Annotated in this window: 24 protein-coding genes and 1 riboswitch; of the genes, 6 read left to right on the top strand and 18 right to left on the bottom strand. The window is 73.9% G+C overall.

Annotated features, from left to right (window positions below; genetic code table 11):
• Positions 1–15 precede the first annotated feature (15 nt).
• The 5 genes from ACGFIG_RS11035 to ACGFIG_RS11015 all read right to left on the bottom strand — a co-directional run bounded on the left by ACGFIG_RS11035 (position 16) and on the right by ACGFIG_RS11015 (position 4275).
• Positions 16–516 (bottom strand): DUF6328 family protein, encoded by a 501-nt coding sequence (locus ACGFIG_RS11035; protein WP_393001559.1) that lies wholly within the window; start codon positions 514–516, stop codon positions 16–18.
• 253 nt (positions 517–769) lie between these two features.
• The gene (locus ACGFIG_RS11030; protein ID WP_393002871.1) at positions 770–1519 is read right to left on the bottom strand and encodes a sugar isomerase domain-containing protein; all 750 of its coding nucleotides are present in this window, start codon (positions 1517–1519) and stop codon (positions 770–772) included.
• Positions 1520–1631: 112 nt separating this feature from the next.
• Entirely contained in the window at positions 1632–2462 is an 831-nt protein-coding gene (locus ACGFIG_RS11025; RefSeq protein WP_393001557.1) for an alpha/beta fold hydrolase, read from the bottom strand.
• 53 nt (positions 2463–2515) lie between these two features.
• Complete coding sequence (locus ACGFIG_RS11020; RefSeq protein ID WP_393001555.1) at positions 2516–3277, bottom strand: TIGR03943 family putative permease subunit; 762 nt, start codon at positions 3275–3277, stop codon at positions 2516–2518.
• The gene (locus tag ACGFIG_RS11015) at positions 3274–4275 is read right to left on the bottom strand and encodes a permease (RefSeq protein WP_393002869.1); all 1002 of its coding nucleotides are present in this window, start codon (positions 4273–4275) and stop codon (positions 3274–3276) included. Before ACGFIG_RS11015 ends, ACGFIG_RS11020 begins: the two co-directional genes overlap by 4 nt.
• 178 nt (positions 4276–4453) lie before the next feature.
• Positions 4454–4559, top strand: a riboswitch (TPP riboswitch).
• 73 nt (positions 4560–4632) lie between these two features.
• Between ACGFIG_RS11015 and ACGFIG_RS11010 the strand changes: the two genes are divergently transcribed.
• The 3 genes from ACGFIG_RS11010 to ACGFIG_RS11000 all read left to right on the top strand — a co-directional run bounded on the left by ACGFIG_RS11010 (position 4633) and on the right by ACGFIG_RS11000 (position 7685).
• On the top strand, positions 4633–5226 hold the full coding sequence (locus ACGFIG_RS11010) for an ECF transporter S component (protein WP_393001553.1): 594 nt from the start codon (positions 4633–4635) through the stop codon (positions 5224–5226).
• A gap of 116 nt (positions 5227–5342) precedes the next feature.
• Positions 5343–6758: an ABC transporter ATP-binding protein gene (locus tag ACGFIG_RS11005; protein WP_393001551.1), complete on the top strand. Its 1416-nt coding sequence runs from the start codon at positions 5343–5345 to the stop codon at positions 6756–6758.
• Positions 6759–6884: 126 nt separating this feature from the next.
• Positions 6885–7685, top strand: a complete 801-nt coding sequence (locus tag ACGFIG_RS11000; protein ID WP_393001549.1) for an energy-coupling factor transporter transmembrane component T family protein — start codon at positions 6885–6887, stop codon at positions 7683–7685.
• Between the two features lie 169 nt (positions 7686–7854).
• Here ACGFIG_RS11000 and ACGFIG_RS10995 read toward each other — a convergent pair whose 3' ends face one another.
• A complete protein-coding gene (locus tag ACGFIG_RS10995) occupies positions 7855–8091 on the bottom strand; it encodes a hypothetical protein (RefSeq protein ID WP_393001547.1) in 237 nt (78 codons plus the stop codon).
• Between the two features lie 370 nt (positions 8092–8461).
• Between ACGFIG_RS10995 and gndA the strand changes: the two genes are divergently transcribed.
• A complete protein-coding gene (gene gndA / locus ACGFIG_RS10990; RefSeq protein ID WP_393002867.1) occupies positions 8462–9904 on the top strand; it encodes an NADP-dependent phosphogluconate dehydrogenase in 1443 nt (480 codons plus the stop codon).
• A gap of 144 nt (positions 9905–10048) precedes the next feature.
• On the opposite strand, the gene ACGFIG_RS10985 is transcribed toward gndA, so the two are convergent.
• From ACGFIG_RS10985 to recO, 3 genes are all read right to left on the bottom strand, one after another.
• Positions 10049–10234 (bottom strand): hypothetical protein, encoded by a 186-nt coding sequence (locus ACGFIG_RS10985; protein ID WP_088998900.1) that lies wholly within the window; start codon positions 10232–10234, stop codon positions 10049–10051.
• A gap of 64 nt (positions 10235–10298) precedes the next feature.
• Positions 10299–11075, bottom strand: a complete 777-nt coding sequence (locus ACGFIG_RS10980) for an isoprenyl transferase (protein ID WP_393002865.1) — start codon at positions 11073–11075, stop codon at positions 10299–10301.
• A 36-nt stretch (positions 11076–11111) separates the two neighbouring features.
• The gene (gene recO / locus ACGFIG_RS10975) at positions 11112–11948 is read right to left on the bottom strand and encodes a DNA repair protein RecO (RefSeq protein ID WP_393001545.1); all 837 of its coding nucleotides are present in this window, start codon (positions 11946–11948) and stop codon (positions 11112–11114) included.
• 101 nt (positions 11949–12049) lie between these two features.
• On the opposite strand from recO, the gene ACGFIG_RS10970 reads away from it, so the two are divergent.
• Complete coding sequence (locus ACGFIG_RS10970) at positions 12050–12880, top strand: DUF4097 domain-containing protein (RefSeq protein WP_393001543.1); 831 nt, start codon at positions 12050–12052, stop codon at positions 12878–12880.
• Here the strand turns inward: ACGFIG_RS10970 and ACGFIG_RS10965 are convergent.
• The 8 genes from ACGFIG_RS10965 to ACGFIG_RS10930 all read right to left on the bottom strand — a co-directional run bounded on the left by ACGFIG_RS10965 (position 12867) and on the right by ACGFIG_RS10930 (position 20343).
• On the bottom strand, positions 12867–14021 hold the full coding sequence (locus tag ACGFIG_RS10965) for an acyltransferase (RefSeq protein ID WP_393001541.1): 1155 nt from the start codon (positions 14019–14021) through the stop codon (positions 12867–12869). The two genes, ACGFIG_RS10970 and ACGFIG_RS10965, sit on opposite strands and share 14 nt — an antisense overlap.
• Positions 14022–14228: 207 nt before the next feature.
• Entirely contained in the window at positions 14229–15125 is an 897-nt protein-coding gene (gene era, locus ACGFIG_RS10960; protein ID WP_393001539.1) for a GTPase Era, read from the bottom strand.
• 49 nt (positions 15126–15174) lie between these two features.
• On the bottom strand, positions 15175–15561 hold the full coding sequence (locus ACGFIG_RS10955; protein ID WP_393001537.1) for a cytidine deaminase: 387 nt from the start codon (positions 15559–15561) through the stop codon (positions 15175–15177).
• Complete coding sequence (locus tag ACGFIG_RS10950; protein ID WP_393002863.1) at positions 15554–16966, bottom strand: hemolysin family protein; 1413 nt, start codon at positions 16964–16966, stop codon at positions 15554–15556. The genes ACGFIG_RS10955 and ACGFIG_RS10950 overlap by 8 nt, the downstream gene beginning before the upstream one ends.
• Positions 16942–17415, bottom strand: coding sequence for an rRNA maturation RNase YbeY (gene ybeY, locus ACGFIG_RS10945; protein ID WP_393001536.1), 474 nt, complete (start codon positions 17413–17415; stop codon positions 16942–16944). Before ybeY ends, ACGFIG_RS10950 begins: the two co-directional genes overlap by 25 nt.
• Positions 17416–17431: 16 nt before the next feature.
• Complete coding sequence (locus tag ACGFIG_RS10940; protein ID WP_393001534.1) at positions 17432–18487, bottom strand: PhoH family protein; 1056 nt, start codon at positions 18485–18487, stop codon at positions 17432–17434.
• Between the two features lie 123 nt (positions 18488–18610).
• Entirely contained in the window at positions 18611–19987 is a 1377-nt protein-coding gene (locus tag ACGFIG_RS10935; protein ID WP_393001532.1) for a serine hydrolase domain-containing protein, read from the bottom strand.
• A complete protein-coding gene (locus ACGFIG_RS10930) occupies positions 19984–20343 on the bottom strand; it encodes a histidine triad nucleotide-binding protein (protein ID WP_393001530.1) in 360 nt (119 codons plus the stop codon). The genes ACGFIG_RS10935 and ACGFIG_RS10930 overlap by 4 nt, the downstream gene beginning before the upstream one ends.
• A 268-nt stretch (positions 20344–20611) precedes the next feature.
• Here ACGFIG_RS10930 and ACGFIG_RS10925 point away from each other — a divergent pair, with 268 nt between their 5' ends.
• On the top strand, positions 20612–21373 hold the full coding sequence (locus ACGFIG_RS10925; RefSeq protein ID WP_393001528.1) for an SDR family NAD(P)-dependent oxidoreductase: 762 nt from the start codon (positions 20612–20614) through the stop codon (positions 21371–21373).
• 208 nt (positions 21374–21581) lie between these two features.
• Here ACGFIG_RS10925 and ACGFIG_RS10920 read toward each other — a convergent pair whose 3' ends face one another.
• Positions 21582–22316: a 16S rRNA (uracil(1498)-N(3))-methyltransferase gene (locus ACGFIG_RS10920; RefSeq protein ID WP_393001526.1), complete on the bottom strand. Its 735-nt coding sequence runs from the start codon at positions 22314–22316 to the stop codon at positions 21582–21584.
• Positions 22317–22448: the final 132 nt, after the last annotated feature.

Below are 22448 nucleotides of genomic sequence, written 5' to 3'. Positions count from 1 at the left end.
TCTGATCGACTTCGGTCAGTCGGACAGGGAGGACGGATCGTTGTCGTCGTCGTCCTCGTCGTCGTCGCCCCAGTTGCGCCGGGCGAACGGCAGGAACGCCCAGAAGGTGAGGAACCAGAGCCCGATGAAACCGCTGAGCACCAGGGCGACGCTCCGGTCCAGCACGAAGTCGGTGATCAGCAGCACCGCGCTGACCATCGAGATCAGCATGAAGGCGAGGCCGCCGGTGGCCATCCGGTGGGCGAAGCGGACCAGCTCCGGCTTGCGGCCCTGCCGGAACAGCGCCCGGTGGAACGCCACCGGCGAGATGATCATCGCGGTGGCGGCGGCCGCCGCCAGCAACGCGACGATGTAGACGTCCTTCTGGAAACCGCTGGTACGGGTGAAGCCGTTGCTGAACGGCAGGGTGAGCAGGAAGGCGAAGAGAATCTGCACGCCGGTCTGGGCGACCCGGAGTTCCTGGAGCAGGTCGGCGAAATTGCGCTGCCAGCGCTGCTTCTCGGTTTCCTTGGACACGCGCTACCTCCGGTCAGACGGTACTGCCGGCGGGGGCGGCCGGCGGCAGCATCGCTGATGCCCCACCCGTCGACGCACGAAACCGACTCGCGTCGCTGTCTGCCGCGCGGGCTCCCGGCATCGACGAACCGCGAGCACGGCGAACTGTGACCCGGCTTCCGGCATCGGCGAACCGCGAGCACGCCGAACTGTGCCTCGGCTCCCAGCGTCGGCGAACCGCGAGCACGGCAACTGGCACCCCCGGCTCGCGCCGTCAGGAGCCCCGCCGGATCCGGCCGGCGTACCGGGCCTCCAGGGCGTTGTTGTGCTCGTCGCCGCCGGCGATGTTGGCCGACAGGTAGACCGGGGGCTTCTCCCCCGCCGCCAGCAGCCGGGCCACCACCTCGACCGTGATCTGCTGGGCCAGCAGCGCGGCGGTGATCGACGAGACCGCGCCGACCGCGCCGCCACCGGGCAGCGGCAGCGTCGCGTCGCCGTACGGGGCGCCGTTGTCGAGCACCACGTCGGCGAAGTCGGCGAGCTTGCGCCCCGACGGGTGGCGCGAGGTCATCTGCCCGGAGTGCTGCGCCGAGGTGATCGCGATCAGGCCGTGGCCCTTCTCCTTGACCAGCGACGCGAACTCCACCATCGCGCCGTTCACGCCGGAGTTGGAGGCGAGCACGAAGACGTCGCGTGCGCTGACGGGGGCCAGTTCGTAGAGGCGGTGCGCCACCGACGGGTCGCGCTCCAGCAGCGGCCCGAGCACGTCCGCCGGGGCGCCGCCGAGCAGCACCAGGTCCCGCAGGGCGATGCGGTTCGTCGGGACCAGCCCGCCGGCCCGCCCGGCGATCTCCATCGCCAGCGCCTCGGAGTGGCCCGTGCCGAACGCGTGGACCACGCCGTCGGCGCGTACCGCGTCGGCGATCAGGTCGGCGGCCCGCCCCACCGCCTCGCGCTGGCTCTCGGCCACCCGGTTCATCGTGGCGGTCACCACGGCCAGGAATTCCTCGGCGCTCACCGGCATGTTCGCTGCGTCCATTCGTAGCTCCGTCGAAGGTGGGGGCCCGGCGTCCACCGGGCGGTGTCGGGGGCGCTCGGACCGGGTCGTAAACCCGGGCGGGATCGCCTCGGGGCGGTCAGACCGGGTCGTGCACCCGGGCGAGGATCGCCTCGGCCAGTGGGGCGGGCGCCTCGTCGGGGATCCAGTGACTCACCCGGGGCAGCTCGACGAAGCGGTAGTCGGCCCGTACGTGCTCGCCGCACGCCTCGGCGGCGGTCCGGCCGATCGCGATGTCGCGACCGCTCCACACGTACGTGGTCGGCACCGTCACCGGGCCCGTGGCCGCCAGGTCCCGGCGGGACATGGCGCGGTACCAGTTCAGGGCGGCGGTCAGCGCGCCCGGCTCACGCATCGGGTCCGCGTACGCGGCCACCCGCGCGTCGTCACCGACCCCGTGCAGCATCCGGCGCAGCCCGGTCGCGTTCAGCGCCAGCAGCGCCCTCTCCGCCGTGCCCGGCTTGCGGAACACCGTCATGTACGCCGAGCGCGCCTTCTGCCCCGCGTCCTCGGCCAGCGCCCAGGCCATCGCGGCGGGGTGCGGCACGGAGACGGCGGTCAGCGTACGGACCCGCTCGGGGTACTGCGCCGCGACGGCCCAGGCCACGATCGCGCCCCAGTCGTGTCCCACCAGGTGCGCCGCGTCGACGCCCAGCGCGTCGAGTACGCCCACCGCGTCGGCGACCAGTTCCGGCAGCCGGTACGCCTCGACCTCCTCGGGCCGCGCGCCCGGCGAGTAGCCGCGCTGGTCCGGCGCGTACGTGCGCAGCCCGGCGGCGTGCAGCGCGGGCACCACGTCGTCGAACTCCCCGCCGTGCTGGGGGAAGCCGTGCAGCAGCAGGACGGGCGTGCCGCCCTCCGGTCCGCCGACGCGGGCGTCGAACGTGCATCCCCGGGCCTCGATCCGCATGATCGTGAGCCTACCCACGGCCGCACCCGGCCGCCCGGGACCGAGGGCCGCCGTCACTCGTACTGTTGCCGGGGTACGGGCACCTGCCGCCAGGACTCCACGTCCAGGTAGGGGATCTCCGCGTCGTTGACCGGGTCCCGGGCGACGCGGTCGCTGTAGCGGCCGGTGGCCTCGATCCAGGTGTCGTCGGCGAGCCCGTCGGGGACCGCGCCGGTGAGGCCCAGCTTGACCGGTCGCCCGTCGGCGGCGCAGCAGGAGAGCACCATCCGGGCCAGCAGCGGCCGGCCGTCGGGGCCGGTGGTCACGAAGCCGGTCAGTTGGACCCGGCGGTCGCCGATCGAGGTGCCCCGGTCGAACAGGGCCCGGGAGGCGTAGTCGAGTACGGCGACGCGCACCGGGTCGCCGTCGGGCAGCGGCGGGTAGTCCGACGGCTGCTGCCGGGTGGCGACGACGGTGCCGGCCTGCCCGGCCGCGTACGAGCCCAGGGCCGGCGGGGCCACCAGCAGCAGGCCCAGCACGGGCAGGATCAGCAGCCAGCCGGCCCACGGCTCGCGATGCCCGTGCCCGTCGTGCCCGTCGCCGTCGTGCCCGTCATGGTCACCACGAGCGTCGTGGTCGACGGGCGTGCGCCGCAGGAGCGGGCTCAGCTCGTACCAGAGGGTCATGACCGCGGCGGCCACCAGCAGCAGGCCGGCGGCGACCAGGAAGGGTCGCAGCCCTTCCTTGACGTAGCGCAGGTGCAGGTCGGTGAGGCTGGCCCGGATCACCGCGCCGCCGAGCAGCAGCAGGACGACCGCCTGCGCCTGCCGGTTCACAGCAGCACCGCCCCGGCCGTGGCGGCCACCACGACGGCCACCGCGAAGGTGGTCGGGGCGAACCGCAGCGCGAACCGCCGGCCGAAGACCCCGGCCTGCATCGAGATGAGCTTGAGGTCGACCATCGGCCCCACCACCAGGAAGACCAGTCGGGAGGTCAGCGAGAACTGCGACAGCGACGCGGCGACGAAGGCGTCCGCCTCGGAGCAGAGGGAGAGCAGCACGGCGAGGGCGGCCAGCGCGAGCACCGACAGCACCGGCTCGTCGGCGAGGGTCTGCAACCAGCGCTCGGGCACCACGACGTTGATCGTGGCGGCGGCCGCAGCGCCGATCACCAGGAACCCGCCGGCGTGCGTGACGTCGTGCCGGACGGCCCCCCAGAACGCCCGTCCGCGCGAGCCGCCGTCGAGTTCCGGCCGGCGCGGCAGCCGGATCCAGTCGGCCCGGCCGAGACGCAGCCACAGCCAACCCATGACCGTGGCGACGAGCAGGCTGGCGACGGCCCGGCCGAGGACCATCGCCGGGTCGTCGGGGAAGGCCACGGCGGTGGCGGTGAGCACGATCGGGTTGATCGCCGGGGCGGCGAGCAGGAATGCCAACGCGGCGGCCGGGGTGACCCCGCGCCGGATCAGCGACCCAGCGATCGGCACCGCGCCGCACTCGCAGCCCGGTAGCACCACGCCGGCCGCGCTGGCCACCGGCACCGCGAGCGCGGGGTGGCGCGGCAGCGCCCGGGCCCAGAACGACCGGGGTACGAAGACCGCGATCACCGCGGAGAGCAGCACGCCGAAGACGAGGAACGGCACCGCCTGCACCAGGACCGAGACGAAGACGGTGGTCCAGGTCTGCAACCGGGGCGCGGACAGGGCCCGGGCGACCGGCTCGCGGAAGACGAACAGCAGGATCAGCAGGCCGGCGAGCACCTCCACCGACCCGATCCGCCGGTCCGGGCCGCGCGGGGCCGCCGGCGTCTCCCCGCGTACGCCCGGGGCACCCACCCCGTCCGGCGCGCGGCGGTCAGCCTCGGATGTCACGTACGTGTCCCTCTGCCGGGTTCCCAGTGGCCGCCCGAGAGTACCGGGGGAACCGACAGCGTCGGTTCCCCCGCGTGGTGAGCAGCGCAGAGATCACCTTTGCTGGATGATCTTCGAAGGTGTTAGCGTCGGGCCACAACTTCACATCCGACAGGGGAGCGCACAGCGCTGAGAGTGCGGGCACCGCCCGCAGACCCTCGAACCTGATCTGGGTAATGCCAGCGCAGGGAGTTCGGTCGACCTCCAGCCGCGTCGACGTCCGGCACGTTCCGGGCGCGGCGTGCGTCTTCTCCTGGTTCTCGTTCGGGACTGGGAGCAATCATGCGAGACAACAACACCGCCACCCGGTGGCGTACCGTCGACGTCGTCGTCGCCGCGGTGATCGCGGTCGCCTTCGGCGTCATCTTCTGGGCGTGGGGCCTGCTGTGGCGGGCCGTCGACCCGGCGTTCGCGTTCTTCCCCGCCGGTCAGGCGATCATGTACGGCGTGTGGCTGGTCCCGGCCGTCCTCGGCGGCCTGGTGATCCGCAAGCCCGGGGCGGCCCTCTTCTGCGAGGCGGTGGCCGCGACGGTCTCCGCGCTGCTCGGCTCGGAGTGGGGCGGCGTCACCATCGTGCAGGGCCTGATCCAGGGGCTCGGCGCCGAACTGGCCTTCGCCGCGTTCCGGTACCGCTCGTTCCGGCTGCCCACCGCGCTGATCGCTGGCGCGCTGACCGGCCTCGGCGCGGCGCTGTTCGACTTCGTCGTCTGGAACAGCGAGACCGCCCTGGCCAGCTACCGCATCCCGTACGCCCTGCTCACCGTCGTCAGCGCCACGATCGTCGCGGGCGCCGGCGGCTGGGCCCTGACCCGTTCCCTGGCCACCACGGGCGCCCTGGACCGCTTCCCCGCCGCCCGCGACCGCACCCCGATCTAACCCCCACCCACCCGCTCACCGGCCGCGTTGATCATGAAGTTGTTGCCACGACACGCCGCGCCGAAGGACAACAACTTCATGATCAACGCCTGCGGGCGGGCAGGAAGGAGGACGGCGTGGGGGCGGTGACGCTGCGAGGGTTCGGGTGGCGGCACGCCGGACGTCGGGCGTGGGCCCTGCGCGGGGTCGATCTGCGCGTCGAGGCCGGCGAGCGGGTGCTGCTGCTCGGGCCCTCCGGGGCCGGCAAGAGCACGCTGCTCGCCGCGCTGGCCGGGCTGCTGCCCGAGGACTCGGGCGAGCAGGAGGGCAGCGTCGAGATCGACGGGCTCGACCCCCGCAAGGCCCGGGAGCGGGTGGGCATCGTCTTCCAGGACCCGGAGACCCAGCTCGTGATGGCCCGCAGCGGCGACGACGTGGCGTTCGGGCTGGAGAACCGCGGCACCCCCGCAGGGGAGATCTGGCCCCGCGTCGACGAGGCGCTCACGCGCGTCGGCTTCCCGTACCCCCGGGACCGCCCCACCGCCGCCCTCTCCGGCGGCGAGCAGCAGCGGCTCGCCCTGGCCGGGGTGCTGGCCCTGCGCCCCGGGTTGCTGCTGCTCGACGAGCCCACCGCCAACCTCGACCCCACCGGCGCGGCGCTGATCCGGGCGGCGGTGGCCGGCGCGCTGGACGCCGAGACCACGCTGATCCTGGTCGAGCACCGGGTCGCCGAGGCGCTGCCCCTGGTCGACCGGGTGGTCGTGCTCGAACCCGGCGGCGGCGTCCGCGCCGACGGCACGCCCGAGGCCGTCTTCGGCACGCACGGCGACGCGCTCGCCGCCGAGGGCGTCTGGGTGCCCGGGCGGCCCGTGCCGCCCCGCCACGCCACCGCGCCGGCCGGCGACGTGTTGCTCACCGCCGACCGGCTCGGCCTGCCGCCCCGGCTGGCCGCCGTCGATCTGACGGTACGCGCCGGCGAGGCGCTCGCCGTCGTCGGTCCCAACGGGGCCGGCAAGTCGACCCTCGCCCTGCTGCTCGGTGGCCTGCTCAGACCCGGAGCCGGCCGGGTCACGGCGACCACGGCACTGGCCGGCGGCGACGCCCGCACTCCCCCGCACCGCTGGCGCGCGCCCGCGCTGGCCCGCCGGATCGGGTCGGTCTTCCAGGACCCCGAGCACCAGTTCGTCACCAACACCGTCTTCGACGAGCTGGCTCTCGGCCCGCGCCGCACCGGCCAGCCCGAGGCGGCCGTACGCTCCACTGTCGACGACCTGCTGGGCCGGCTGCGGTTGGCGAAGCTCGCGGCGGCCAACCCGTACACCCTCTCCGGCGGGGAGGCGCGGCGGCTGAGCGTGGCGACCGCCCTGGCCACCGCGCCCCGCCTGCTCGTCTGCGACGAACCGACCTTCGGCCAGGACCGGCGCACCTGGCTGGAGCTGGTGGATCTCTTCGCCGAGCTGCGCGACGCCGGGCACGGCCTGGTCGCCGTCACCCACGATTCGGAGTTCGTCGCCGCCCTGGCGGATCGCCGCCTCACCCTGGAGCGCCCGTGATCAGCGACAGGACCGCCGCACCGGTCACCCACCCAGATCGCCGCGTCACCCTGGAACGCCCGTGACCAGCGACAGGACCGCCGCACCGGTCACCCACCCAGATCGCCGCCTCACCCTGGAACGCCCGTGATCAGTTTCGAGGCGGTCGCCGCGCCGGAGGCGCCGCTGGCCCGGCGCAATCCGGTGGCGAAGCTCGTTGCGGCGCTGGTGTTCTCGTTCATCCTGATCGCCACCGTGGACCCGGTGGCCCCGGCCATCGCGATCGCCGTCGAGCTGGCCCTGCTGCCGCTGTTCGGGGTACGGCTGCGGGTGTTGGCGCGGCGGGCCTGGCCGCTGCTCGTCGGCGCGGTCGGCGTGGTGGTGACGCTGGTGCTCTTCGCGGCCGAGCGCTCCGGCCGCGTACTGGTCGAGGCCGGCCCGGTGGTGGTCACCTCCGGTGTGCTGCTCACCGCGCTGGGCCTGGTGCTGCGCATGTTCGCGGTGGCGCTGCCCGGCGTGATCGTCTTCGCCACCACCGACCCGACCGACCTGGCGGACGCGCTCATCCAGAACGCGAAGGCGCCGGCCCGGTTCGCCATCGGGGCGCTGGCCGCGTTCCGGCTCGTGCCGCTGCTGGGCCAGGAGTGGCAGATGATCTCCGTGGCGCGCCGCGCCCGGGGGGTCGAGGCCGGCCGCAACCCGCTGGCGAAGCTGCGGCTGTTCGTGTCGACGGCCTTCGCGCTGCTGGTCGGGGCGATCCGGCGGGGCACCCGGCTGGCCGTGGCGATGGACGCCCGGGGCTTCGACGCCGGAGTCCCCCGCACCGTCGCCCGCCGGCAACGCTTCGTCGCCGCCGACGGGCTGCTGATCGTCGGCGCGGCGGTGCTCGCCGGGGCCGCGCTGACCGTCAGCGTGCTGCTCGGCACCTTCCGCCCGCTGATCGGCTGACCCGCCACGGCAGGCCAGGTCCACGATCGTGATCCGCTGATCGGGGTCGGCGGGCGAATTGCGGACGGGTCGGGTCGCGAGGCACGAACCGGGGAGCCGTCGCCCGTCCGATCCGCCGACGGGCCGGGCGGAGCCGCCGGTGACGACGACTCCGCCCGGACCGGCACCGTCAGCTGCGCCGGAAGGCGTACCGGCGGGTCTGCCCGGCCTTCTGGCCGCGCAGCGCGCCGGCACGGCCGGCGCCGGAGACCGGCGGACCTGCCTTCGGCGGCGCCGGCCGGTCGACTGGCAGCACCGGCACGACCGGCGCGACCGCCACCTCGTCGAGGTTGGCGGGCTTCAGGTCCGCGACGGACGGCGTGGCGACGGTGGTACGGGACTTCTTCGGGTTACGCCTGGCGGGCATCCGGTGCCTCCTCGGTCTGCGGGACCTCCCGTACCGGAGCGACGTCCGGTGAGCGGGGCCCGACTCGTTAGGCGACCGTCACGCGACGGTCGGGGCGGGACGGACTGCTGCCCGGGACCGACCACGGAAGACACCACCGTCTCGACGGCAGGTGCGGAATGCGGACGCCCGGGAGCACGCGGACCCGCGGCGATGCGGCGGGTCGGCTCGGAGGTGGGGCGTCAGTTACGCATGCCCACACGCTAGCCGCCCGGCCGGCACCGCGCACCCGAATTAGCGGCACGGTCAGCGGGCTGCCCGAGACGGCCTCCGGGCCGTCGCGCCCGCGATACGGTCGCAGCGGCGGGTGTCGACGGTGGAAGGCGGGCGGATGGCCGGGCGGGCGGCGGCGCGGATCGGCGTGACGGGACTGGCGGTGATGGGCCGGAACCTGGCCCGCAACCTGGCCCGCAACGGCTTCGTCGTGGCGGTGCACAACCGCTCGCCGGAGCGCACCCGCAGCCTCGTCGCGGAGCACGGCGACGAGGGGACCTTCCTGCCCGCCGAGTCGATGGCCGACTTCGTCGCGTCGCTGGAGCGGCCCCGGGCGGTCATCGTGATGGTCAAGGCGGGCCGTTCCACCGACGCCGTGGTCGACGAGCTGGTCCCGCTGCTCGACGCCGGCGACATCGTCGTGGACTGCGGCAACGCGCACTTCGCCGACACCCGCCGGCGGGAGGAGGCGCTGCGCGCCCACGGCCTGCACTTCGTCGGCACCGGCGTCTCCGGTGGCGAGGAGGGCGCCCTGCGCGGCCCCAGCATCATGCCGGGCGGGTCCGCGGAGTCGTACCGCACGCTCGGGCCGATCTTCGAGCGGATCGCCGCCCAGGTGGACGGGGTGCCGTGCTGCCGGCACATCGGGCCGGACGGCGCCGGGCACTTCGTCAAGATGGTGCACAACGGCATCGAGTACGCCGACATGCAGCTCATCGCCGAGGCGTACGACCTGCTGCGGGCCGGGCTGGACGCGCAGCCGGCACAGCTCGCGGAGATCTTCCGCGGGTGGAATTCCGGCGAGCTGGAGTCCTTCCTGATCGAGATCACCGCGGACGTGCTGGCGCACACCGACGCGGCCACCGGACGGCCGTTCGTGGACGTCGTACTGGACCGTGCCGAGCAGAAGGGCACCGGCCGCTGGACGGTGCAGAGCGCGCTGGACCTGGGCATCCCCATCACCGGCATCGCCGAGGCGACCTTCGCCCGCTCGCTGTCCGGGCACGCCGACCAGCGCGAGGCGGCCCGCCGGGCGTTCCCGGACGCGGGCACGACCTGGCGGGTGGAGGACTCCGACGCCTTCGTCGAGGACGTCCGCCGGGCGCTGCTCGCCTCGAAGATCGTCGCGTACGCGCAGGGCTTCGACCACATCCGGGCCGGCTCGCGGGAGTACGACTGGGGGATCGACCTGGGCGGCACCGCGACGATCTGGCGGGGCGGCTGCATCATCCGGGCCCGCTTCCTCGACCGCATCCGGCAGGCGTACGACGAGCGGCCCGACCTGCCGACGCTGCTGGTGGCGCCGTGGTTCGCCGACACCGTCAACGACGGCGTGCCGAGCTGGCGGCGGGTGGTGGCCGAGGCGGCCCGGGCCGGGGTGCCGGCTCCGGCGTTCGCCTCGTCGCTGGCGTACTTCGACGCGCTGCGCGCCCAGCGGCTCCCCGCCGCCCTGATCCAGGGACTACGGGACAACTTCGGCGCGCACACCTACCAGCGCGTGGACCGCGAGGGCACCTTCCACACCGAGTGGCCCACCGACCGCACCGAAACCAAGACCTGACCCACCCCACCCTCCCGCCCGCCCAGCGGTCGATCATGCACTTCTGGTGGGCGGAAGGCCCGATACGGGGCTTTCGCGGGGCACCACAACTGCATGATCGGCCGCGCAGGGCGGGGCCGGGTCGGGGTGGGGTGGGTGGCAGGCTTAGAAGAAGCGGCGGCGCTTGGCCTTCTGGGGGCGGAGCATGTCGGCGCCCTTGGTGAGCAGGCGGCTCATGCCGGACGGGCCACGACGGGCCTCCAGCGTGTGGCTGAGCCGGCGCGCGCCCGCCGCCGCCAACGGCACGGCGACGGCCATCATCGCCCACTGGGCAATACGCTTCTGGATCATGTGGGTTCACCTCCGTCGGTGGCTGCTGGTCACCGTGGTACCCCGTACCGGCGAGCGGTAAGCCTCAGACCGGCGGGGCGACGGGGTTGGGCAACGCGCCGCCGAAGCGCCGGTCGCGCTGCGCGTACAGCTCGCAGGCGTACCAGAGGTGGCGGCGGTCGAAGTCGGGCCAGAGCGTGTCCAGGAAGATCAGCTCGGCGTACGCGGTCTGCCAGAGCAGGAAGTTCGAGATCCGTTCCTCGCCGGACGGGCGCAGGAACAGGTCCACCTCCGGGATCTCCGGGTGGTAAAGGTACTTCGCGACGGTCTTCTCGTTGACCTTCTCCGGGTCCAGCCGGCCCGCCGCGACGTCGCGGGCGATCGCGGCGGCGGCGTCGGCGATCTCGGCCTGGCCGCCGTAGTTGACGCAGAACTGGAGGGTCAGCGTCGAGTTGTCCCGGGACATCTCCTCGGCCGTCTGCAACTCGGAGATGACGCTCTTCCACAGCCGCCCGGCCCGACCGGACCAGACCACCCGCACCCCCAGGTCGACCAGCTGGTCGCGGCGGCGGCGGATGACGTCGCGGTTGAAGCCCATCAGGAACCGGACCTCCTCCGGCGAGCGCCGCCAGTTCTCCGTGGAGAAGGCGTACGCCGAGAGGTAGGGGATGCCCATCTCGATGGCCCCCTCGACCGTGTCGAAGAGGGAGAACTCCCCCGCCTCGTGGCCCTTGGTGCGGGGCAGCCCGCGATCCTTGGCCCACCGGCCGTTGCCGTCCATGACCACGGCGACGTGCTTGGGCACCGCGTCGGCGGGCAGCGCCGGCGGTCGGGCGCCCGACGGGTGCGGTGTCGGCGGCACCGGCTCACGACGCCCGGCCCTCAACGATCGGATCACTCAGTTCCCCCTGTTCACACCGTCTGCACCGGAGCCGACGCCGGGCGGCGGCGGGACCGGACCGGCCGCCGGGGCGCCCCGGTCGACCAGCGGCAGCGAGCGTAGCGCGCGCTCCAGGTGCCACTGCAGGTGCGCCGCGACCAGCCCGCTGCACTCCCGGCGTACGCCTGCCTCGGTGGCGTCGGCGACCCGCCAGTCGCCGGTGGTCAGCGCGGACATCAGGTCGACGGTGGCCGGGGCGGGATGGGCCGCGCCGGGCGGCCGGCAGTCCGGGCAGACCGCGCCCCCGGCCGGTACGGAGAACGCCCGGTGCCGGCCCGGCGTGCCGCAGACGGCGCAGGCGGTCAGCGCCGGCGCCCAGCCGGCGAGCGCCATGCCCCGCAGCAGGTACGCGTCGAGCACCAGGGTCGTGGCGTGGCTGCCCTCGGCGAGCGCCCGCAGCGCGCCCAGGGTGAGCTGGAACAGCCGCAGCGACGGCTCCCGTTCGACGGGGGTGAGCCGTTCGGCGGTCTCGGCGATCGCGCTGGCGGCCGTGTAGCGGGAGTAGTCGCCGAGGAACCGCTTGCCGTAGAGGTCGATGCCCTCGACCTGGCTGACGGTGTGCAGCGAGCTGCCGTGGTTGCCCTTCGGGTCGCCGGCCAGCTGGAGGTCGACGTGACCGAACGGCTCCAGCCGGGCGCCGAACTTGCTGCTGGTGCGGCGGATCCCCCGGGCCACCGCGCGCAGCCGGCCGTGCCGGCGGGTGAGCAGGGTGATGATCCGGTCGGACTCGCCGAGCTTCTGCACGCGCAGGACCACCGCGTCGTCGCGGTAGAGCTGTCGGCGGTACCCGGCCATCGGACCATTCTCTCTCGGGGTGCGGAATCAGGGTCAGCTCGGGGTGTCGGCGCGGCGAACCCCGATGCGCGCGGCGCGGCACGCCTCGTAGCGTGCTCCCCATGGCTCTGCACCGCACCGCCGCAGCGATCGCCGCGGCCACCGCCCTGATCGTCTCCGCCGGGTGCGACAACCTGTCCTTCCGCCGGCTCGACTACGACAACACCGAGGCGGTCCGGATCAGCAGCATCCGGGTGCTGCCGGGGACCGGCGACGTGACCGTCCGCGCCACCGGCGCGCAGGACGAGGTGCGGATCAAGCGGGTCGTGCGCTACCAGGGCGGCCAGCCCGACGCGACGTACGAGATCAAGGGCACCGAGCTGGTGCTCGACACCGACTGCGGCTCCCGGTGCAGCGTCTCCTACGAGGTCACCGCCCCGGACGGGGTGAGCGTGAAGGGCGAGACGGGCTCCGGTGACGTCGACCTGAGCAGGGTGGGCCCGGTCGAGATGCGGCTCGGCTCGGGCAACATCCGGGTGACCTCCTCGACCGGCCCCGTACGCGCCGAGACCGGCTCGGGCAACGTCCAGGTGTCCGGCGCCGGCGGCCCCGTACGCGCGGAGACCGGTTCCGGCAACGTCGAGGTCAACGAACTCTCGGCCGCGGCCACGCTACGCACCTCGTCCGGCGACATCACGGGGCACCGCCTCGACGGTGGGGTGGACGCGGAGACGGGCTCCGGAGACATCACCATCGACCTCACGACGCCCGCCTCGGCGCGGGTGCACGCCTCCAGCGGGAGCGTCGAGCTGGTCGTGCCGACGGGCCGCTACCGGGTGCGCTCCAGCACCGACGGCGGTGACGCCGAACTGGGCGTCACCGACGACCCGTCCGCCGCGCTGCTGCTCGACCTCTCCACCGGCAGCGGCGACATCACGGTCACCCAGCGTTGATCTCGACGGTCTCCGGTTCCCGGGCGGACCGGGGCGACGGCACGGGCGCCCGCCCGGTGACCGGGGCGTCGCCGCTGCCGGTGTCGCCCGCGCGGACAGGGGCGGGGCGGGCGCGGGCGCGGGCACGGTCGGGGGCGGGGCGGGCGCGGCCGGGGAGCAGTTCCGGCGGCCTGTGGGCCGCCACGTCCTCCACCCAGCCGACCATGGCGGTCACCGCCGCGACCAGCGCGAAGACCAGCACCACCCGGATCGCCAGGCCGACCGGGTCCTGGTGCGACCAGCCCACCACGTCGACCAACGGCGTGAGCACCACCACGAAGGGCATGTGCCACAGGTAGACGGTGAGCGCCCGCCGGTTGAACACGGTCACCACGCGGCTGAACGCGGCGTTGCGGTCGACCCAGGCCGCGCTGGCCGGCCCCCGACCGAGCAGCACGAGGACGAAGGCCGCCGACCAGAGGGCGTTGCCGAGGGGGTTGTCGTTCAGGTCGTACCCGCGCGGCCCGGGGTGGGTGAAGATCCAGGCGGCGCCGGCGGCGGCGAGGGCCAGCACGACCGGCACCAGCACCCGGTTGGCCATGCGGCGCAGCATGCCGGCCTGGTGGGCGAAGCCGAGCAGCCAGGCCCCGAAGTAGAGCCCGAACTGGTGCAGGGCCACCGGCAGCGCCGGGAGCAGGCCCAGTTCGGCCGCCACGAGCAGCGCGTACGGGGCGATCAGGGTGGGCACCGGGGCGCGCCGGAACAGCCAGAGGGCCACCGGCGAGGCGAGCACGAACCAGAGGTAGTCACGCAGGTACCAGATCACGCTGAGCGCGATCGCCCCCCAGCCGTTGGCCGGCGGATCGGCGATGGGGAAGAGCCAGAGCAGCACCTTGGGGGTCAACGGCAACCCGGTGAGCAGCATGGCGGGCACGAACACGGCGGCGAGCACCCAGAGCGACGGCAGCAGGCGCCGTAACCGGCGTACGACCGCACCCGGCCCCCATCTGTGCAGCGAGGCCGCCATCAGCGAACCGGCGAGCGCGAACATCACCGACATCGCCGGGAAGACGAGGGTCAGCGTTGCCCAACCGGTGACGTGGTAGACGACGACTCGAACGATGGCCAGGAAGCGGAGCAGGTCCAGGTATCGGTTTCGCATCAGCCTGCATCTATGTCCGGGGATACGGGGGTGCTGTCCTACCCCTACCCTCCGGGCCGCGTACGGCAAACAAAAGGGAACCCGCCAGAAGGTGACATCTCCCATATTCCTGACCGTTACCGATCAGGCGGCATGCGACGGGTCAAAGGGGGCGGCCACGCGCCGGACGGACACCGGCGCCGGGACCCGTCAGCCCCGGCGCCGGCGTCAGAACCCCAGCTTGCGCAGCTGTTTCGGGTCCCGCTGCCAGTCCTTCGCCACCCGCACGTGCAGGTCGAGGTAGACCCGGGTGCCGAGCAGCTCCTCGATCTGCCGGCGGGCCGTGGTGCCGACGTGCTTGAGCCGGCTGGCCCGGTGGCCGATCACGATCGCCTTCTGGCTCGGCCGCTCGACGTAGACATCGGCGTAGATCCTCATGAGCTGCCCCTCGGGGACCATCTCCTCGACGACCACCGCGATGGAGTGCGGCAGCTCGTCGCGGACACCCTCCAGGGCGGCCTCCCGGATCAGCTCGGCGACCAGCACCTGCTCCGGGTCGTCGGTGAGCATGTCGTCCGGATAGAGCTGCGGCGACTCGGGCAGGTAACCGGTCATCACGTCGACCAGCGTGTCCACCTGGTGCCCGGAGACGGCACTGACCGGCACCACCTCGGCGAACTCGCCCAGCTCGCTGACCGCGAGCAGTTGCTCGGCCAGCCGCTTGCGGTCCACCAGGTCGGTCTTCGTGACCACCGCCAGGACGGTGGCCTTCAGCTCGGCCAGCTCGCCGGTGATGAACCGGTCGCCCCGCCCGATCGGCTCGTCCGCCGGGATGCAGAGGCCGATCACGTCGACCTCGCTCCAGGTCTGCCGGACCAGGTCGTTGAGGCGCTCGCCGAGCAGGGTGCGGGGCCGGTGCAGGCCAGGGGTGTCGACCAGCACGAGCTGGGACTCCGGGCGGTGCAGGACGGCCCGGATGATGTGCCGGGTCGTCTGCGGCTTGTTCGAGGTGATGGCGATCTTCTGCCCGACGATCGCGTTGGTCAGCGTCGACTTGCCGGCGTTCGGCCGGCCGACGAAACAGGCGAACCCGGCCCGGTAGGGACGCGGCTGGAGATCACTCACGCCGCCGCCCCGCTCCACGTGGCCCGAGGTGCCACGAGGCCCCGCCCGCTCACTCGACCACCGTGCCCAGGACGGTCCCGTCCGGGGCGGCTACGTGGACCGGCGCGTCCGCGGCGAGGTCGCGTACCGCCGCGTGCCCGGCGCCGTCCAGCGTCGACGCCTCGGTGACCACCACGGCCGCCTCCAGCCGGGTCGCGCCGGCCGCCACCGCCGAGGCCACCGCGAGCTGGAGCGCGGTGATCGTCAGCGAGGGCAGCGAGACGCTGGCCGCGGCGTACGTCCGGCCGTCCTGGTCGCGGACCGCCGCGCCCTCCACGGCGCCCACCCGGCCACGCGCGCCCCGCGCCAGGACGACCAGCTTGCCGTCCTCGGCGCTCAGCTCGACCGGGTCGGACGGGGTGGGCCGGGCGGCCGGTACGGCGGGTGACTCAGGCATCGGCGGGTTGCCTCTCCTCGGATCGGTTCGTGTCGTCCCGGGGTTCGGCGGACTCGCCACGGCCCGGGCCGTTGTGTGTGTCGGTCGACTCCGCCCGGCTCACCAGCACGGTGTCGATCCGGTTGCGTCGGCCGGTGGTCCCCTCGGCGATCAGTCGGAGCCCGGCGACCTCGACCTGCGCCCCGGGGATCGGGACCCGGCCCAGGGACTGGGCGAGCAGGCCGCCGACGGTCTCCACCTCGTCGGTGGGGAGCTCGGTGTCGAACAACTCGCCCAGGTCCTCCACCGGAAGCCGCGCGGTGACCCGCACCGCCCCGTCGTCGAGGTGCTCGACCGGCGGGCGCTCGACATCGTACTCGTCGGTGATCTCCCCGACGATCTCCTCCAGGATGTCCTCGATGGTGACCAGCCCGCCGGTGCCGCCGTACTCGTCGACGACGATGACCAGGTGGTTGCGGGCGGCCTGCATCTCCGAGAGCAGGTCGTCGACCGGCTTCGACTCGGGCACGAAGGTCGCGGGGCGCATCAGCTCCGCGACCGGAAGCTGCCGGTCCTCCGCCGCGCCGCCCTGCGTACGCCGGATCAGGTCCTTGAGGTAGAGCACGCCGAGCACGTCGTCGACGCTCTCGCCGATGACCGGGATCCGCGAGAAGCCGGAGCGCAGGAAAAGCGCCAGCGCCTGGGAGAGCGTCTTGCGCTCCTCGATCCACACCATCTCGGTACGCGGCACCATCACCTCGCGCGCGATGGTGTCGCCGAGCGCGAAGACCGAATGGATCATCTGCCGCTCGCCGTGCTCCACGACACCGCGCTGCTCGGCCAGGTCGACCAGCTCGCGCAGCTCCACCTGGGTGGCGAACGGCCCCTCCCGGAAGCCCCGGCCCGGCGTGACCGCGTTGCCGATCAGGATCAGCAGCGAGGCGAGCGGATTGAGCGCCCGGCCCAGCCAGCGCACCAGCGGGGCGACCGAACGCCCAACCACGTACGCGTGCTGCCGGCCGATGGTCCGGGGGCCGACGCCGACCACCACGAAGCTGATCACGGTCATCGCGCCGGCGGTGACCAGCGCCGCACGCCAGCCCGCGCCGAAGGTGTCCACCGCGACCAGCGCCACCAGGGTGGTGGCGGTCAGCTCGGCGAGCAGCCGCAGCAGCAGGAGCAGGTTGAGGTGGCGGACCACGTCCCCGGCGACGGCCTGGAGCGTGCGCGCGCCCCGCGCGCCGTCGCGGGCCAGCTCGGCGGCGCGGGCGGGCGAGACCGCGGCGAGCGCCGCCTCGGTCATGGCGATCAGGCCGGCCAGCACCACGAGGCCGGCGGCGAAGACCAGCAGTTGCAGGTCGGGCAGGCCGGTCGCGCCGGCCGCCAGTGTCGGGGTGGTCATCACCGGGACCGCGTCGACCGCCAGCTGGCCAGCAGCCGGGCCTGGAGGGCGAACATCTCCCGCTCCTCCTCCGGCTCGGCGTGGTCGTAGCCGAGCAGGTGCAGCACGCCGTGCACGGTGAGCAGGTGCAGCTCGTCGGCGGAGGTGTGGCCGGCGGTGGCCGCCTGCTTGGCCGCCACCTCCGGGCAGAGCACGATGTCGCCGAGCAGCGCGGGCTCGCCGCCAGCGGTGGACGTCTCGCCGGGCCCGTGGTCGACGCTGCCCTCGTCCATGGGGAAGGCGAGCACGTCGGTCGGGCCGTCGCCGCCCATCCACCGGTGGTTGAGCTCGGTCATGTAGTCGATGTCGACCAGCAGCACGGACAACTCGGCGAGGGGGTTGACCCCCATCTCGTCGAGGGCGTGCCGGGCGACGGCGAGCACGGCGTCGGTGTCGACCTCGACACCCGACTCGTTGGCGATCTCGATGGACAACTGTCTTCCCTCGGTCTTAGCGGCGCCGGCCGGCCCGGCCGCCCTGGGCGGAGCGCCCCGGCACGGCGTGCACGCTCTGCGCCTGCTGGTTCTCCCGCTCGTCCCAGCGGGCGTAGGCGTCGACGATCTCCCCGACCAGCCGGTGGCGGACCACGTCGGAGCTGGAGAGCTGGGCGAAGTGCACGTCCTCGACGTTCGCCAGGATCTCCCGGACCACCCGCAGGCCACTGGTCGTGCCGCCGGGAAGGTCGACCTGGGTGACGTCACCGGTGACCACGATCTTGGAACCGAAGCCGAGCCGGGTGAGGAACATCTTCATCTGCTCGGGCGTCGTGTTCTGCGCCTCGTCGAGGATGATGAACGCGTCGTTCAAGGTCCTGCCCCGCATGTATGCCAGCGGCGCGACCTCGATCGTGCCCGCCGCCATCAGCTTGGGGATGGTGTCGGGGTCGAGCATGTCGTGCAGCGCGTCGTAGAGCGGGCGCAGGTAGGGGTCGATCTTCTCGTTGAGCGTGCCGGGCAGGAAACCCAGCCGCTCCCCCGCCTCGACCGCCGGCCGGGTCAGGATGATCCGGTTGACCTGCTTGGCCTGCAACGCCTGGACGGCCTTCGCCATGGCCAGGTAGGTCTTGCCGGTGCCGGCGGGGCCGATGCCGAAGACGATCGTGTGCGCGTCGATCGCGTCGACGTAGCGCTTCTGCCCCAACGTCTTGGGACGGATGGTGCGACCGCGCCGCGAGAGGATGTTGAGCGTCAGGACCTCGGCGGGTCGCTCGGCGCCGCCCTGCTCGAGCATGCCGACGGTACGCCGGACGGCGTCAGTGGTCAGGGTCTCGCCTTTCTCGATGAGTTCGAGCAGCTCGCTGAAGATCCGCTCGGCGAGGGCGTTGTCGGCGGGGGCGCCGGTGATGGTGATCTCGTTGCCCCGGACGTGCACGTCGCTGTTCACGGAGCGCTCGACCAGCCGCAGGATCTCGTCACCCGCGCCGAGCAGGTTGACCATGATCTTGGAATCCGGGACGGTGATCCTGGTCTGCACGCCGGGCTGGCCAGGAGGTGGGGTGCCGGTCATAGGTCGGGCCGAGGGGCCCTGCGCCACCTGCTCTCGATCTCGGCACCGGCCTGCTGGCGCGGCGCGCTGACGTTACTGCCATCTTATCTTTCCAAAAGCGGTGGCACCCTGCCCATTTCAGCGTCAGGCGCCGGATCGGAAGTCGTACCGCTCGAAGGTCTCCTGGTGGCGGGTGAACCGGTAGGTCGCCCAGTGCATCCGTACCACCGTGCCCTGCTCGTCCCGGGTCAGCCGGAGCAGTTCGCCGGCCTCCCGGCCGGAGACGGTACGGAACACGTCCGGCCGCTCCGGCAGCGGGACGAACACCGAGGGCGGCCGGCCCGCCGGATCGTCGGCGCCCCGCGCCCGCAGCTCGCCGTCGTGCCAGGAGAAGACGTACTCGAAGCCCTCCCCCCACCAGCGGCCGAGCAGCCCGCGTACGCCCTCGGGGGCGGGCGGGCCCGGCCGCCACGGCGTGATGTCGGCCGGGTCGTGCTCGACGGCGGCGGCCAGCAGCCGGTGCGGCAGTTCGAGGACCTCGCCGGCGGTGCCGGAGGAGCCGAGCACCGCGACCCCCATCGCGCCGGGGGTGCCCTCCCCGCCCCGCCGGCCGTAGACGCCGGCCAGGAAGCCGGGCATCGCGCCGTCGTGGCCGACATGCATGATCCGCTCACCCTGCGGCACCAGGATCAGCCCCAGCCCGAACCCTCCGGCCCAGAGCGTCTCGTCGGTGACCGTCGCCGGCCAGCGCATCTCGTCGAGCGTCGCCGGGGCGAGTACGGCACCGGCCGGGTCCAGCGCCGCCGGGTCGGCGAGGAAGGCCGCCCAGCGGGCCATGTCGGAGGCAGTGCTCCAGAGCTGCGCCGCCGGGCCGACCGCCCCGAAGTCGGTCGGCGGCTCGGGGCGCGCCTCGTTGGAGTAGGCGTCCACCAGGAAGCCCGTCGCGGCGTGCGGCCCGGGCACCGCCGAGGTCGCGGCCAGCCCCAGCGGGGTGAGCACCCGCTCGCCGAGCACCTCCGCCCAGGTGCCGCCCCGCAGGTGCCCGACGAGCCGGCCGAGCAGCGCCATGCCCAGGTTCGAGTAGTGGTAGCGGCGGCCCGGGGGCAGCACCCGCTCGGCCCGGGCCAGGTCGGCGACCAGCCCGTCGACGTCCGGCGCGCGCAGGGTGTCCCAGATGTCGCCGTACGGTTCCCGTTGCAGGCCGGCGGTGTGCGACAGCAGCCGGCGCACCGTCAGTTCGCCGTGGGCCGGCAGGTCCAGGTGCCGGCCCAGCGGGTCGTCGAGGTCGAGCAGGCCGTCATCACGGCACTGGAGCGTCAACACGGCCGTGAACGTCTTCGTGACCGAGCCGATCCGGAAGCGGGTGCCCGGTCCCAGCTCGGTGTCGTTGCCGGTGCCGCCGACGGCGCACGTCCAGAGCGGCCGGTCCGCCCGGTGCAGGGCCGCCGAGACCGCCGGCACCCGGGCCTGTGCCTGGACCGTACGGACCATCCGCGACAGCCGGTCGGCGACCACCGTCACGCGAGGTTCCGGGCCAGCATCGGGCCCAGCGGCGCCCCGCCGAGCACGTGCGCGTGCGCGTGGAAGACCTCCTGGCCGCCGTACGCGCCGGTGTTGAACATCAGCCGGAAGCCGTCACCGAGCAGCCCCTCGTCCTCGGCCACGGCGGCGGCGGTGGCGAGCACCTCCCCGGCCAGCCCCGGATCGCCCTGGCCGAGCGTCGCCACGTCGGCGTAGTGCTCCTTCGGGATGACCAGGACGTGCACGGGCGCCTTCGGGTCGATGTCGCGGAAGGCGAGCGTGGTGGCGGTTTCCCGGACGATCGTGGCCGGGATCTCCCCGGCGACGATGCGGCAGAAGAGGCAGTCGGTTCCCATCGGGGCAGTGTAAGGAAGGGCCCCCTGTCGACGCCTCCGGCGGAGGGCGGTTCCTTGCTGACGACGGACAGGCCGGCGCGCCCGCGCGGAACCGGCGCACGCCAGACAGGCCGGGCTCGGGCCGGGGCGGGGGCCGGCACGCGGCGGACAGGCCGGCGCACGAGGCGGGGGCCGGCGCACGAGGCGAGGGCCGGCGCACGAGGCGGGGGCCGACCACGGGGCGGGGGCCGGCGCACGGGGCGGGGGCCGGCCAGGCATGATGGCCGGCGTGACTTCACGGGCGGTACTGGTGACGGGGGCCTCGCGCGGCATCGGGCGGGCGGTGGCGACCGCGTTCGCGGCCGGCGGCGACCGGGTGGCGATCCACCACCGGGACTCCGCGGAACTGGCCGAGGGGCTGCGCGCCGAACTGCCCGGTGAGGGACACGTGGTGGTCCGCGCCGACCTGACCGACCCGGAGGCCGTACGGGCCATGGTGGACGAGGCGGCCGACCTGCTCGGCGGGCTGGACGTGCTGGTCAACAACGCCGGCGTGTACGGCGAACGGGACGCCCCGCACCCGGTCTTCGGCGCCTCCTACGAGCAGTGGCGCGCGCAGTGGCGGCAGGTGCTGGAGACCAACCTGACCGGCGCCGGCAACGTCATCTGGTGCGCCGCGCAGCACATGCGCGCGCGGGGCGGGCGGATCGTCAACGTCTCCTCCCGGGGAGCCTTCCGGGGCGAGCCGGAGCAGCCGGCGTACGGGGCGAGCAAGGCGGGGCTGAACGCGCTGGGGCAGTCGCTCGCGGTGGCCCTCGCCCCGTACGGCATCACGATCGCGACGGTCGCGCCGGGCTTCGTGGAGACCGACATGACGACCGAACACCTGAGCGGAGAACGGGGTGCCGCGATCCGGGCGCAGAGCCCGTTCAACCGGGTGGCCCGCCCAGAGGAGATCGCCGCCGCCGTGCACTGGCTCGCCTCCCCGCAGGCGGAGTGGGCCTCCGGCACCATCGTCGACCTCAACGGCGCCTCCTACCTCCGCAGCTGACAGCCCTCACCCCACCCCACCCCCGCCGGCCTTCCCTGCCCTGTCCCCCGCGATCATGCAGTTGTGGTGCCCGACAAAAGGGCCGAAAAGGGGTTTCCTGCCCACCAGAACTGCATGATCGACGCGGCGGGCGGCGGCGCGAGGCCCGCTGACAGGGGGCGCGGGCAGCCCGGACGGAGGCGCGCGGACGGGGCGGGCGGCGCGGGGGCTACCAGTGGTTCAGGCGGGTGGCGAGGACCGTTAGGGCCGCCACGCCGGCGGTGGAGGTGCGTAGCACCGAGGGGCCCAGGCGGACCGGGCGGGCGCCGGCGGCGCGGAACGCGTCCAGCTCCGCGTCGGCGATGCCGCCCTCCGGGCCGACGACCAGCACGATCTCCCCGGCGGTGGGCAGCTCGACGCTCGTCAGCCGCTCCTGCGCCTCCTCGTGCAGCACGAACGCGGCGGCGGCGCCCGAGATGCGGCGGGCCACCCGGGTCGTCGACTCGTCCGGCGTCCCGGCGACCACGGGCAGCCAGGCACGGCGGGCCTGCTTGGCCGCCTCCCGGGCGGTCGCCGCCCACTTCTCCCGCGCCCGTACGCCCCGGTCGCCGCGCCACTGGGTCACCGAACGGGCGGCCGCCCAGGGCACGATCTCGTCCACGCCGACCTCGGTCATCGCCTGCACGGCCAGCTCGCCCCGGTCGCCCTTGGCGATGCCCTGCACCACCACCAGGCGCGGGACGGACGCGTCGACGTACCCCCGCGAGGTGATCTCGACATCGAGGGTGCCCCGGCCGACGGCGGTGACCACCGCGGCGGCCGTGCCGCCCCGGCCGTCGGCGAGCAGCAGCCGCTCGCCGACGCGCAGCCGTTGCACGGTGGCGGCGTGGTGCCCCTCGGGACCGTCGAGGGTCAGCCGGTCGTCGGTGGGCAGCGGGTCGACCAGGAACAGCGGCGCGGACACGACGATCAGGCTAGCCGCCCCGGCGGGCGCCGGGGCGGTGAGCCCGGGAGGGGCCGACAGGCAGGCGAGCCGCCAGGTGCGAGCAGGCGGGCGCTGGCACAGGCGGGCGGGCCGTCCCGGTGAACGGGCAGG

It is taken from the genome of Micromonospora sp. NPDC049048 (assembly GCF_043197615.1).
GTDB lineage: Bacteria > Actinomycetota > Actinomycetes > Mycobacteriales > Micromonosporaceae > Micromonospora.
The sequence above is the reverse complement of the archived record's forward strand: the minus strand, read 5'-3'. Positions and strand labels throughout refer to the sequence as shown.